The 12,846-nt window shown below is 33.2% G+C and carries 12 protein-coding genes; 6 read left to right on the forward strand and 6 right to left on the reverse strand.

The genetic code is table 11. The features are described 5' to 3' along the window. Positions 1 to 201: 201 nt before the first annotated feature. Both OPR29_RS01815 and ccmC read right to left on the reverse strand, forming a co-directional pair. Entirely contained in the window at positions 202 to 798 is a 597-nt protein-coding gene (locus OPR29_RS01815; RefSeq protein ID WP_241653902.1) for a hypothetical protein, read from the reverse strand. A 339-nt stretch (positions 799 to 1,137) separates the two neighbouring features. Beyond that, the gene (gene ccmC, locus OPR29_RS01820) at positions 1,138 to 1,848 is read right to left on the reverse strand and encodes a heme ABC transporter permease CcmC (protein ID WP_007301928.1); all 711 of its coding nucleotides are present in this window, start codon (positions 1,846 to 1,848) and stop codon (positions 1,138 to 1,140) included. A 142-nt stretch (positions 1,849 to 1,990) separates the two neighbouring features. Here ccmC and OPR29_RS01825 point away from each other — a divergent pair, with 142 nt between their 5' ends. Continuing rightward, on the forward strand, positions 1,991 to 2,809 hold the full coding sequence (locus OPR29_RS01825; protein ID WP_265025350.1) for a pyruvate, water dikinase regulatory protein: 819 nt from the start codon (positions 1,991 to 1,993) through the stop codon (positions 2,807 to 2,809). Between the two features lie 61 nt (positions 2,810 to 2,870). Next, the gene (gene ykgO, locus OPR29_RS01830) at positions 2,871 to 2,999 is read left to right on the forward strand and encodes a type B 50S ribosomal protein L36 (protein ID WP_006015378.1); all 129 of its coding nucleotides are present in this window, start codon (positions 2,871 to 2,873) and stop codon (positions 2,997 to 2,999) included. A 212-nt stretch (positions 3,000 to 3,211) separates the two neighbouring features. Here ykgO and OPR29_RS01835 read toward each other — a convergent pair whose 3' ends face one another. Both OPR29_RS01835 and recG read right to left on the reverse strand, forming a co-directional pair. After that, on the reverse strand, positions 3,212 to 3,400 hold the full coding sequence (locus OPR29_RS01835) for a hypothetical protein (protein ID WP_007301926.1): 189 nt from the start codon (positions 3,398 to 3,400) through the stop codon (positions 3,212 to 3,214). Between the two features lie 329 nt (positions 3,401 to 3,729). Beyond that, positions 3,730 to 5,769, reverse strand: coding sequence for an ATP-dependent DNA helicase RecG (gene recG, locus OPR29_RS01840; protein ID WP_265025351.1), 2,040 nt, complete (start codon positions 5,767 to 5,769; stop codon positions 3,730 to 3,732). 144 nt (positions 5,770 to 5,913) lie between these two features. Here recG and OPR29_RS01845 point away from each other — a divergent pair, with 144 nt between their 5' ends. After that, positions 5,914 to 6,930, forward strand: a complete 1,017-nt coding sequence (locus tag OPR29_RS01845; RefSeq protein WP_265025352.1) for a hypothetical protein — start codon at positions 5,914 to 5,916, stop codon at positions 6,928 to 6,930. Positions 6,931 to 7,256: 326 nt separating this feature from the next. Here OPR29_RS01845 and OPR29_RS01850 read toward each other — a convergent pair whose 3' ends face one another. Further along, complete coding sequence (locus OPR29_RS01850; RefSeq protein WP_007301923.1) at positions 7,257 to 7,505, reverse strand: hypothetical protein; 249 nt, start codon at positions 7,503 to 7,505, stop codon at positions 7,257 to 7,259. 363 nt (positions 7,506 to 7,868) lie between these two features. Between OPR29_RS01850 and OPR29_RS01855 the strand changes: the two genes are divergently transcribed. The 3 genes from OPR29_RS01855 (at position 7,869) to OPR29_RS01865 (ending at position 10,843) form a co-directional block, all read left to right on the forward strand. Then, a complete protein-coding gene (locus tag OPR29_RS01855; protein WP_264377991.1) occupies positions 7,869 to 8,423 on the forward strand; it encodes a hypothetical protein in 555 nt (184 codons plus the stop codon). Between the two features lie 219 nt (positions 8,424 to 8,642). Further along, positions 8,643 to 9,869, forward strand: coding sequence for a tRNA (N(6)-L-threonylcarbamoyladenosine(37)-C(2))-methylthiotransferase MtaB (mtaB, locus tag OPR29_RS01860; protein WP_265025353.1), 1,227 nt, complete (start codon positions 8,643 to 8,645; stop codon positions 9,867 to 9,869). 59 nt (positions 9,870 to 9,928) lie between these two features. Continuing rightward, positions 9,929 to 10,843, forward strand: a complete 915-nt coding sequence (locus OPR29_RS01865; protein ID WP_265025354.1) for an outer membrane protein — start codon at positions 9,929 to 9,931, stop codon at positions 10,841 to 10,843. 279 nt (positions 10,844 to 11,122) lie between these two features. On the opposite strand, the gene secD is transcribed toward OPR29_RS01865, so the two are convergent. Further along, positions 11,123 to 12,637, reverse strand: a complete 1,515-nt coding sequence (secD, locus tag OPR29_RS01870) for a protein translocase subunit SecD (RefSeq protein WP_265025355.1) — start codon at positions 12,635 to 12,637, stop codon at positions 11,123 to 11,125. Positions 12,638 to 12,846 lie beyond the last annotated feature (209 nt).

Below are 12,846 nucleotides of genomic sequence, written 5' to 3' on the forward strand. Positions count from 1 at the left end.
TATCATAGCTATATACATTTTTCTGAGTTTTTTTGTATTACTTAGGAGGATCATCATGTTTAAAATCATGGATTACGCATATCATTGACATAAATGCCTTAAAAGGACAGATGGTACCTACGTCCTCTTTATATAGATTATGTATTTGTTCAGATACGACTAAATTGTGTCTAGTGTAGAAAAAATTAGACAAATTCAGCCTTATATAGAACCAAATTCAACGGAAGTAGAATTATCCTCATTTCCATAATAGTAAGGATTTGCTTCTTGCGTATTATTAACAGCAGTTTTTAATAGTACTTCCTTATCACTATTCCATGCAACTTTCTCCATAATTGGAATATAATCCTTACACTTTTGATTATCTCCACAATCCTTGATTTTACTATCATCATTTAGATAACGCTTCAATGCATCATAGTATACTTTAGTGTTATTACCCTCTTTATCTATCATTTGTCCTAAGGTATTAACAAGTATCAATGGTGCAACTTGTTTTGCTTTTACAACACTTGTTTCACTGGACTCTCTAAAGAGATTAGGACATGCTCCTCTGGAAAAAAAGCTCTTGTTGAATTCTGGATTACTACGGTAAACGTTCGGGTAACAGAAACTCTTAATCTCTTCTTCTTGACACGCTAACTCTATTTGATCATCCACACATTTTTCACATTCTATATTACCAAGCCAGGATATTGAATTAAGATCCTCTGTAAAGGCAAATTTAAAATTTACTGCACCATAATTACCATTTGCTCCCTCTTCTATATATTTTGCAATCTTAGGATTACTGTACATCTCAGGATATAATTCCTTTAGTAAATCAGATGCACTAAAACCTTGACAACCTATCTTATTATCAACTTTATAAAAATGAGAATATGGCCCACAATTTTCATACTTGGAACAATCTGAGGTTACTTTTCGAGATGTAATTTCTCCATTTTCATTCTCTCCTTCATCAGTAACAGGTTCGCCCGTATCAATTTCACCTTCTCTATCGGTAACAGGTTTATCTATACCACTTCCTTTTTTACATTCTTCAGCTATTTTTTATACCACTCAGTCTCTGCTGATGATTGCTCTACATTTTAATTTCCGTAGCTGTTCACAACATTACACTCTGGAACTATATACCTAATATCGCATGCTGATTTCTCTCTTTATCTTCTGCAAATTAATTAAATGAAGGGCATTAAGTATCCACACTACTAAAAAAAGTGTGGTACAAAATATAAACATTGCAATGAGTGGCAGCAGTAAAGAACCTTCTATTGCTACTCCACCTTTTCTAAAAATACTTGCTGGCTGATGAAGAGTAGACCATAAATTCACAGAAAATTTTACTATGGGAATATTTATAGCACTAAAAATGGCAAATACTGCTGATGATTTCTCTGCTCTTGCTTGATTATCAAAAGCGCTCCACAATGAAAGATAACCAACATACAGAAAGAACAAAATCAGCATTGAAGTAAGCCTTGCATCCCATACCCACCAAGTACCCCATGTTCCTTTTCCCCAGACGCTACCTGTGATTAAGCATATTGCCGAAAAGACTGTCCCTGCAGGAGCAGCAGCATGTGCCAAAACACTAGCAACGCTATTGTTCCACACCAATGAAATGAAACTGAGTGATGCAATGAGTCCGTATATTCCAAGAGCAAGCCATGCAGAAGGCACATGAAGATACATAATTCGTACAATTTCTCCTTGTTTATAATCTCCTGGGGAGAAGAATAATGCCAAGAACATTCCAATTAAAAAACATGCGAAACAAATAACCCCAAGCCAAGGTAGAGCTTTTTTAGTAAAAGAAGTGAAATTTGTAGGCTTTAATAAAAACATTTGTTTTGAGAATAATTGTGTTAAGAATTTATCAATTAGTTTGAGTTTTATCAACAAGATAGTTTTTCTATATTTACGTAGTATAATAAATTAGCACAATTTCAGTAGCAGATTGCTTGCTATTATTTTTAGTATAACGTTGATGACCCTTAAAAAGCTTAACCTACACTTAGTGTCAGATTCAAGTGGTGAAACTGTTATATCAGTTGCAAAATCAGCCCTGAAACATTTTCGTTCTGTAGAAACTATCGAATATGTTTGGTCTTTTGTAAAAGAAGAAGAGCAGATCGATAAAATTCTGGAGGAAATTGAGAGAAAAAGTGATGAGCATAACTTTGTTATATGCACTATTACTGATGATGGGCTCAGAAAATATCTAAAAGATAATTGTATCAAGTTAAAAATTCCATATCGAGCAATATTATCACATATTATTAGAGAAATCTCATCCTATCTTGAAATTGAAAAGGATGAAAAACTTGACCTGTATACTGAAATAAATAACGAGTATTTTCAGCGTATTGAGGCAATAAACTATACCATCAATCACGATGATGGACAAAATATTCAAGATATTGATAAAGCCGATATAATTTTGGTTGGAGTTTCACGCACATCAAAATCTCCCACTAGTATGTATTTAGCTTACCGAGGCTATAAAGTTGCAAATGTTCCTTTTGTTAGCGAGATACCCTTTTACGTCGACTTAGCAAAATTAAGAAATAAACTGACTATAGGAGTAACAATAGACGTAAGAAGGCTAATAGAAATACGCAAAAATAGACTGACTTCAATTAATAATGAAGGTAATAATATATATGCTGACCCTAGAAAAGTAGAAAAGGAAATTAAAGAAGCAGAGGAGTTCTTTAAGCAAAATAACTGGCCAATTATTGATGTTACGCAAAGGTCGATCGAAGAAGTATCAGCAACAATTATACAATATTTTAATAAAATTTAATCAATTGACTAACTCGCTGTAAGTGATAATAATGTAAGGTAATTCTATTCTTACTGTAGATATGAAAGTTAAAGGATCGCTAAAATCTCATCGTAACAGAGATAAAAATTGTAAAGTTGTGAAAAGGGGTGGTAAGGTTTATATTATAAATAAGGTAAAGCCAAGATGTAAAGCGCGTCAAGGTTCTTAGCTTTTTGTTTTCCTTTTTATGTCATATGTTTTTCATATGGAAGCATGGTTAGAAAGAAACAAAAACTGTTGTATAGCACTGCCCATTTCTTCTCTTACATTATATTTTGGTATTAACATGATTACAGGCAGACGTGGCTTGTTAACATTAATTAACTTAAAAAAAAGAAATTAATTACGTGCGTCAACAAGTCCATGAATTTTAGTTCCACCCTAAGCCCTCTTGAGCTTGAGAATTTTTTCTATATATAGGCTGAGCATGAATGACATCTGATCATCAATTATGCAAATCTTGTTGTGCATACTTAAGTCATTTTGCCAAAATTCCCTTTTTGCATCACCTTTTAAACCTCTTGTGTATACTTCTGTAATTGTGGTAAATTTTTGATCATTGGCAGCCACTTCTCCACACTGCTTCCATACATATTCTCAACTTCTTCTCGCTTTTACTGTGTATTCCTTTTGTGCTCTTTAAAACGGTACCTTCTATATATATATTTATTGTCATTAGGCTAAGTTACCGCTTTTTTTCCATTTTTATACTTCCTGCCCTTGATTAATTTGACCTGCTAACATTTTGTTTACAGGGCCTGCTATTAACTCTGCACAATTTATTCTTATGGTAAAAACTTCTTCTTCACTCTTATTTTTCCTTAACTTGACGCATATGGTTTGTTAAATACTCCCGTCTGTCAAGGAATTTCTACTCATGAAGGTTATGGCTTGGAAGATTACTGAAATTTTGAAAAATGTAGTCTACTTCTATATTCAAATATATCAAGCAGTAATTCAAAATTAGCTATTGTACCTTTTGCACTATTATATGCAAGGTTGAGCAATTCTCTGTCCTCATATAAATCAGCAAATTTAAACTCCATGCACCCTGATTGTTTTGTGCCTAGAATATCTCCGCTACCCCTCAGCATCATATCCTTTTCAGCAATATAAAATCCATCTTGTGACTCACACATAATCTTTAACTTTGAATACGAACTTTTACTGAGATTGTCATATAACAGTACACAAAAAGACGGTTTATTTCCTCGTCCTACTCTACCTCTTAACTGATGTAATTGCGATAACCCGAACTGCTCTGCATTCTCTATAATCATAATAGTTGCATCTGGTACATCTATGCCAACTTCTATCACAGTGGTTGCAACAAGCAGAGAAAATTCATTTCTCTTGAAGGAAAACATCACTTGATCTTTCTGCTCTTGAGTTAGTTTTCCGTGTATTATTCCGACTCTATCAAAAAATGTCTTTTGTAGTTCCTGAAAGCGCATTTCTGCTGCGGCAATATTGAGTTCTTCGTTTTCTTCTATGTATGGACAAATCCAATATGCTTTTTCGCCTCTATTTATAGCATTTTTCAGTCTTTGAATAATATCTGATACTTTTTTAACGTTCATAATAACGGTTTTTATTGGCAACCTAGATTTTGGTTTTTCCCTTAAAATAGAACATTCAACATCACCATACATAGCTTGCTGCAAGGTTCTTGGAATGGGAGTTGCAGTAACAAAAAGTATATCGGTATTTTCTCCTTTTCCTACCAACCGATTCCTCTGTATCACTCCAAATCGCTGTTGTTCGTCTATGACTGCGAGTCCTAAATTTTTAAATGTAACGTTGGCTTGAAATAATGCATGAGTACCAATTACTATATTTAAAATACCACTTGCAAGTTCGTTCATAATAATCTTTCTTTCCTTGCGCGCAGTTTTACCGGTAAGCAAAGCAACTTTTATATCAGTACAAGATAGAGCTTCTTCGATCCAATTATAATGTTGCTCAGCCAAGATAGTAGTTGGTGCCATTAGAGCTGCTTGCATGTTATTTTCTACCACATTCAGCATCGCAAAGAGTGCAACTACAGTTTTGCCACTCCCAACGTCACCTTGCAGCAGACTTACCATGCGGTATTTGGATTTTTGTCTCTCTGAAATTTCATCTATCGCTCGAATTTGATCATTTGTTAATTGGAACGGTAATTCATTTAAGACCTGCTCTTTGTATTTACTCAATATTATAAATTCTTTTCCCTCTTTTTTTACATGATTTTCCCTTGCAAGCTTTAGTGCCAACTGGTACGCAAATAGCTCATCATAAGCAAGTCTTTCTCTGCAAACTTCTGCTTCTGCGAGTGAGCTCGGTCTGTGCAATCTTATGATGCTTTCTTTCCAATTCAGCCATTTCTTTTGCTTGATTAATGTTTCATCTATCCACTCTGGCAAATCAGGCAAATCTTTTAGATTAGAACTTATTATGTTTCTAATGCTCTTGTTAGTAATACCGCGACATAATTGGTAAATTGGCTCTATGCAGGCTATTTCTTTAAATTGATTGATATCAGACAACATGTAATCTGGGTGAGTAATTTGCCAATGTTCGGCAAACTTTTCAAGTTTACCACTGATTACTATATCTGTTCCAACTGGAAATAATTTATACAAATATTTAACTGAGTAATTAAAAAAAACTATAAATAAATACTGACTTTCACTTTCAACGATTATTTTATATGGCCTACCTCTAACAGTGGGGCGCTGGTGCTCATACACTTTTGCCACAAAAGTTGTAAATTCTCCCACTTGAGCATCAGGTAGTGATTTACTTCTATCCACATAACTGAGCGGCCTATAAAACAGCAAGTCCATTACTCTGTCTCCGCCGCAAAGTTTAGTCAATATTGCGGAATGAAACCTTGGTATATTCTCAATTTTACTATTTAGAAAAGTCAGCACACTTGACTGCTCATCAACATTCATACTGTGTAAAACCGTTTATTCATAATAGAGCCTTACTAAAATCCTGTCACCCTATTATGACTGTCTATGTTAACTATATTATTGACATATTAACTATTTTTATGTATTATTATACTATCAGCAATTCATATCAAAGTATTAACAATGAACAACTCTATACAGGAAAAAAAGGGAAATCCAGTAGTTACACTAAAAGCTCAGGCAGAAAAGTTTGATTTCAGTAAGTTAAGAGCTTCAAGAGATAATAAAGCAGCAAATTCTGGTGAAGCTATATATAAAGATTTTGACAGAATGGACTTTGTTATTAAAGACAGAAATATAGACAAAATCTTAATTAAAGCGCTGGTAAACAGAAATAAGGAAGGATTTGATAAGATTTGGGAAGAATATTGTGAAGATCCGGAAATCCCTAGTGATAAAAAAACTGATCAATATAAAGAAGAGATTAAAAGATTTTACGATTTAGGCAAAGAACACACGCATCTATTACCGAAAGAAGGAGATAAAAACAAGAGTTATCGTGCATTTGCAAAAGAAGTTTTTAAGGAAATATTTGAATATGCCAACGCTCAGGTTCCAAGTGACTCTATCTTAGAGGAATTGGTTACCAATTGTAATCAGGCAGGGTATGAAGCTGGTGTATTTATAGAATCTCAATTTGCACTTAGCCAACATTCATTGAAAATACTCTCACCTAAAAAAGTTATAAATATCTATTATGTTGACCAAAATAATGTGAGTGTTAGATCTGATATGACATTACCAATACTCTCCCAAGAGAGTGATGTTCAATTAGGTGACAAGGTATGCGATCTATCCAGCTCACTAGAATTTACACTTGAATCTCAAGATGGGAAAGATGATGTGATATATAAAGATGGCAAATTGTCACTTACTGTGCCTAGAAAATTGAGAGATTACAAAATTGATGGCAGAAGTTTATTTGATACCATTAAAGAATATTTCTACAAATTCTGCGAGAAGTTAGGATTCAAGTTTGAAGTAGAAATAGAACACAATTTTGAAGAAGAAGATTCTTTATATGAAGGTGAGGAGTATAACTTTGAGGGAGCACGTCTTGTGTTTCAAGAACAACCTCAAAACTATATAGAAGATCCAGATGTGGATCCTCTTAATAAAAAACGTGAAATTTCACCTTGATAATATGTACTAGACGCAACTTAATCTGACAGAAAAACTAATGTCAATCTCTATGTTTGATGCTACTAATATTTTTCTAAAAAGCAATATGCTTGCTATCAAGAAAAGTCTGCATAGCAATATTTACCTAAATGAGGCCTTGTCTCAATTCCTAAATATAGCTGTGATTTTCTGGTTTATCATAGCCCATATCAGTCAAAATGTGCGATAATAGCACCATCAAAGAAAGATATATTAAAAAGATTAGCGGCAGTAATTGCAGTTTTCTCTGTTTGCCATAGCAACTCTTGAGTAGGTATCAATAATAATGATAATCTATATATCTGCTATAAAACCTCGAGATCCGTAGAATAGGGCTGACTAAGGTTCTCATACATTCCTGTATGCTGAGAACATAAAAGCTCTTTTGATTCTATTCCTAAATCCTCAAGTATTTGTTCCTGTTCAGCTATAAGTTCTAATAGCCCTGTTCCACTTTCACTTACTTCACTTCGTTCAAGACACATAAGTTCTGTTAACTCTGCTATGTCTTCTCTAGAAAGCTGATTTTTTTCAGAAAAAGTTGCTTCACTCATATGGTCCTCTTTTTGATATAAAGAGTATCTTATACAAGAGAATAACTAAAATAATCTAAACTCTTGTGTCATATTTGTAGCTTGGTGTAGTTATATGGTACATTTCAGATAAGAGTACTGATTATCTAATTGTAGGAGAAGACCTAGTCAAAATATAAAAAAGCAGTGGAATTGGGGGTGGTAAATTCAGAAGTGTCTGAATAACTGTGTGAACTAAGTTCGGAGGAGAATAGTATCAAGAAAGGAGAAAATTATATGGTCTTACCTTTATTGATGTATTAATTGAGAAGAGTTCTTAAAAGTTAATGTTTTGTTAGTTGTTTCATACTAAAATAGGCATATATAAATAATTAGGAGAATGTTATGCGGTCTAATTCCAATTCACTTAATAAATACGGATATGTATCTGATGCAAATGGATTGTCTCACCAACAAATGGGAATGTATGATGATTTAGGGAGATATGAAGTTGCTGATGAAGATATGATGTACCAAAAAAACTATGGTATTATTGGTGATAGTTTAAAAAAAATAACAAATCTGACTGGAGATACAGCAAAGAGTATAGCAGATTACCTTATTAAACCTGTTAGTGATCAGGTTGCAAAGCAAATCGTTGTTCCATTAGGAACGGAGATTATAAGTAAAATTGTCGTACCTATTACAAAGAAAGTTGCAGAACAAAATCAAGACATGATAAAAGAGCTAACAGATAAACTCATGGTTCGCGTGGAAGATTTTGCTCGGTTACAAATAGAAAAATTAAAAGAAGACGTGAAGCAAGAGATAACATCAATACCAGGTAAAGTTTTAGAGAAGATAAAACCTTCTTCATGGCTTCCATGGAAAGCAGAAAGTTTGGATGAAGCTTATTCTGACACTTATGTACCAAATGATATAGATGAATTTGCATGGTAGAGCTTCAAGGTTTAGCAAAATGTTTTTTGGTTTATATTTGCTTGAGGTTAACATCATTGGCATTAAGCTTTTTTTAATGCTAAATGATCTTACTGTATATCTACAAATTCTTCCTGTGATTTTCAACTCTAGAGGTTATGCTTAAATTATAATATCTACCAAAAAAATAGTCATTTTGCTTGGATATTTGATATAATTTAGATCTATTAAAGCAAAAGCATGAATGAAGTAATAACATTTGGTTGTCGTCTAAATTTCTACGAGAGTGAGTTAATCAAAGAAGCATTAAAAAAAGCAAAGAGAGAAAATGTTGTTGTAGTGCATAGCTGTGCAGTGACAAACGAAGCAGAACGCCAAGTGAAGCAAAAAATACGTAAGATCTATAAAAACGACCCAAGTAAAGAAATTATCGTAGTTGGCTGTGCCGTTCAATTAGATCCTAAATCATATAGTGATATTCCTGGTGTAAGTAAAGTGCTAGGTAATCAAGACAAGCTCAGAGCTGAAAATTATCTACTAAATAATGATGAAATCTTAGTCATTGATAACCAAGTAGAACCTATTCTCATTAATGGATTTGAAGATAAATCAAGGGCATTTATTGAAATTCAAAATGGTTGTAATCATAGTTGTACATTTTGCTCAATTACTGAGGCAAGAGGAAATAATCGATCTGTGCCAGTAAACAATATTATAGAGCAAATTAAGATTTTTATAGAAAATGGGTATCAAGAAGTGGTGTTTACAGGTGTTGATATTACTGACTTTGGTACAGATTTGTTTGGTAAGCAATCACTTGGTTCGATGGTTAGGAGAGTTTTAAAGGATATACCACAGTTAAAGAGACTAAGACTTTCCTCTATTGATGTTGCTGAAGTTGATGATGAACTAATGGATTTAATAGCTAATGAGTCAAGACTTATGCCTCACTTACACTTGAGTCTACAGTCTGGTAATAATTTAATACTAAAGAGAATGAAACGTCGTCACAATAGAGAACAAGTGATAGAATTTTGTCATAAAATGAAGAGCTTAAGACCTAATATAGCATTTGGCGCTGATATTATTGCTGGATTTCCAACAGAAACTGATGAAATGTTTCAGGATACAGTTGATTTACTGAAAAAAATAAATGTAGTTTATCTACATGCTTTTCCATATTCAGAGCGGAAAAACACACCTGCTGCACGGATGCCACAAATATCAGAGAATGTACGTAAAGAACGAGTAAAGCATCTAAGAGAAATAAATAAAGAAATGATGAGCAGTTTTTATCAATCTTTGCTCGGCACTGAGCAAAGCGTTTTGGTTGAGCAGAATAATATTGGTAGAACAGAAAATTTTGCATTAATAAAACTTACATCAAGAGTTCAAGCTAAAAGTATTGTGAAAGCTCATGTTAAAGGAATAGAAAATAATTGTTTAATTGGAAATATTATTTCTTAATTTTTGTACATTAAAGGAATATATGATATAGTAGTTATACTATAAGTGATAATTCATTTATGATAATTAGAATATCTATTGCTTTATTTTTCATCTTCATTCCGTGTGTCTATTTTTTTATTACTTATATCAGTAACAATACACACATTGAGCAAGTGCAGCCCTTAAAATTAGAAACGGACAATAATGAAAGTGTGATACATTCTGAAGAAGTTACTGAAAAAGAAGTGCCAATAAAATGTCAAGAACTTGAAAGTAGTTCACCTTCTGTTTTCCAAGTAGCTAATCAGAAAAATATATGGCCAAGTATTGCAGATCAAGCTGAACCTACAAAGGAAAAATCAAAAAAACTTGATTTCTATGTTAGTGCTCATGGTGGTAAGATATATTCTGATAGCTCAGAAGTATTTGTGGAGGGTATACGTGCAATAGGAAAAAGAATTCTTGCTTTAGCTGAGGGCCGTTATGGTGGTTTTCTTTTAGACCTATTCTTAGGAGATGAAATTAAAAACATAAAAAAATTTAACGGTAAAATTGATTTTCAGTGGCTTAGCAGCATATCTGTAGGTTACTATGCTGGAGAAAATGGCCGAGTTGATTTTGAGACCATGTATTCTAAAGTCAATATTGAAGATAGTAACTCTCCTCCGGTATTTGATAAATCAGCAAGTGTATCTGCATTCTTATTAAATTTTTACTATAACCCTAATGTTCAAAATACTCAATTTGCTCCGTATATTGGTCTTGGTATAGGATCAACAGTTTTTAGATTAAAAAGGATTGATAAATCATCTAAAAATTTAATGCCACTGAATGTTCCTTGGCTTGTTTATCAAATAAAGCTTGGTGTTGATTACTCAGTAATTCCAGAAGTTAAAACCTTTCTCGGCTATCGTTACTTTAATATTCCAACACCTATTGCAGACGATATATCCACTCATAATATTGAAGTTGGTTTGATGTTTAATTTTTAGTAATAATATCTTTTCAATTCTAATATCCTGATTTCCATTCAGAAATTTGATAAATCTATCCATATCTTTAATCTTATGGCCATATCCTTTGTGATAGCCTGAAGATGGTTTCTGTTTCTTTTTTCCTTTTCTTCCACAAATATATTGGTTTTATGCTCACTAAATTGGTGAGCATGTTACAACGTTTTTGACGACGAAAAGACTGGATAGCTACTTTCATGACAACCATTTAGTTGTCTTTTCTCGTCTATCTTATTTTGTCACTCTGCTGAACAGATACTAAAGTACTAGCTTTTGTGGGTTGATGCACAATTCTATCAGAAGTTTTGTGACTATAATTGCAGAAAACATCGAGCATAAAACTCCTATCGATAAAGTGATAGAAAATCCTCTAATTGCTCCGCTACCAATAATGAACATTATTCCTGAAGCAATTAGTGTAGTGAGGTTTGAATCAAGAATTGTTTTTATTGCGTTTTTAAATCCTTCTTCAATGGCACGAGCTGTTCTTTTTCCTGCTCTTATTTCTTCGCGGATGCGTTCAAATATTAAAACATTTGCATCCACTGACATGCCAACAGTTAGCGCAATTCCAGCAATTCCAGGGAGAGTAAGAGTTGCTTCAAGTAAGGTAAGAATGAGTAGTATAGAGATTACATTAAAAACGAGTGCAACAGACGCTAATAAGCCTAATTTGCCGTAAGTAATGATTATAGATAAACCAACGGCTATGATAGAGATTATTGCTGCAATTTCTCCTGCTTTTATTGACTCTTCTCCAAGGCTTGGACCAATGTTTTTTTCTTCAATTATTTTAAGTGGTGCAGGTAGTGCACCTGATTTTAAAAGTATTGCAAGTTCACTCGCTTGTTTTTCAGTGAAATTACCGCTAATTTCTCCCTCTCCATTTAGAATAGGTTCACGTATTGTTGGTACAGTTAAGACTGTGTTATCTAAAACAATTGCAAAAGGCTTTCCTACATTTTCTTTAGTAATTTTTGCAAATTTTTTACTTGCTATGCTGTCGAATTTGAAATGTACTGTTGGTTTACCTAAATTGCCAAATCTAACTGATGCGTTAACTAATGAACCACCGCCTATTTCAGTTTTGCGGAATATCGGGTAGGAATTACCCAAAGAATCCTTGAGCATAATCGTAGTGTCATGATCGATATCTTGCATTTTAGCTACATTGGTGTTTGCCAAATGGAAGGCCAGCTTGGCTGTTTTGCCAAGCAGAGATTTTATCTGCTGAGTGTCTTCTACTCCAGGAACTTGGACTAATATCTTATTTTGTCCTTGTTTTTGCACACTTACTTCCTTAGTACCAAGCTTATCTAAGCGTCTTTGAACATTAACTATTGACTCTGAAACTACTTCATTGATTAATGAATTCTTATAATGCGGTTTATATGAAATGAAAATTGCAGTATTTTTTCTACTCAATTCTAAATTTGGGTTTATTTTATGTATTAACGTTGAAACTTTTTTGTAATCATCAATATTATTTAAAGTTACAACCACTTGTTTATCGTTTTTTGCGCTAAATTCAATCTTTTGTGTTAACAGACCTTCTTTTATTTCATCGGTTAGCATGCTTAGTTTCTCTTTGAAGTAAAAATCTAAGTCTACATTTAGAAGCAGAGATGATCCACCTTTCAGGTCAAGCCCTAAATTTATTCTCTTTTTTGAGGTAAAGAACTTATTATCAATAAAATTTGGCAGTATTATATATAAGGACAGCAAAAAAATTAGTAACACTGAAAGAGATTTAACTGTGAGCTTGTTTAGCATAAATTTAAACTATACTTAGGTACAGTGTAAACTGAATGGTTGCTAATCACAAGCACCTAAATGAAAAGGTCCGTGAAAGATAAAAAACAAGCCTAGAACCAATATCTCTATAATTGATTTTGTTCTTCTAGAACATCATTTATTGAAGCAGTATAAACACATGTATTAGGTTCAGAGTTGGCTCTCAGATTCTCTGTTTGTTTTGTCTA

The sequence above is a fragment of the Wolbachia endosymbiont (group B) of Pammene fasciana genome, assembly GCF_947251495.1.
Taxonomy (GTDB): domain Bacteria; phylum Pseudomonadota; class Alphaproteobacteria; order Rickettsiales; family Anaplasmataceae; genus Wolbachia.

What these genes read in the sequence shown, in the direction of transcription:
- recG (WP_265025351.1), bottom strand. Translation starts at nt 5,769, where the DNA reads ATGAATGTTGATGAGCAGTCAAGTGTGCTGACTTTTCTAAATAGTAAA.
- OPR29_RS01825 (WP_265025350.1), top strand. Translation starts at nt 1,991, where the DNA reads ATGACCCTTAAAAAGCTTAACCTACACTTAGTGTCAGATTCAAGTGGT.
- OPR29_RS01815 (WP_241653902.1), bottom strand. Translation starts at nt 798, where the DNA reads ATGTACAGTAATCCTAAGATTGCAAAATATATAGAAGAGGGAGCAAAT.
- ykgO (WP_006015378.1), top strand. Translation starts at nt 2,871, where the DNA reads ATGAAAGTTAAAGGATCGCTAAAATCTCATCGTAACAGAGATAAAAAT.
- OPR29_RS01845 (WP_265025352.1), top strand. Translation starts at nt 5,914, where the DNA reads ATGAACAACTCTATACAGGAAAAAAAGGGAAATCCAGTAGTTACACTA.
- OPR29_RS01855 (WP_264377991.1), top strand. Translation starts at nt 7,869, where the DNA reads ATGCGGTCTAATTCCAATTCACTTAATAAATACGGATATGTATCTGAT.
- OPR29_RS01865 (WP_265025354.1), top strand. Translation starts at nt 9,929, where the DNA reads ATGATAATTAGAATATCTATTGCTTTATTTTTCATCTTCATTCCGTGT.
- OPR29_RS01850 (WP_007301923.1), bottom strand. Translation starts at nt 7,505, where the DNA reads ATGAGTGAAGCAACTTTTTCTGAAAAAAATCAGCTTTCTAGAGAAGAC.
- secD (WP_265025355.1), bottom strand. Translation starts at nt 12,637, where the DNA reads ATGCTAAACAAGCTCACAGTTAAATCTCTTTCAGTGTTACTAATTTTT.
- ccmC (WP_007301928.1), bottom strand. Translation starts at nt 1,848, where the DNA reads ATGTTTTTATTAAAGCCTACAAATTTCACTTCTTTTACTAAAAAAGCT.
- mtaB (WP_265025353.1), top strand. Translation starts at nt 8,643, where the DNA reads ATGAATGAAGTAATAACATTTGGTTGTCGTCTAAATTTCTACGAGAGT.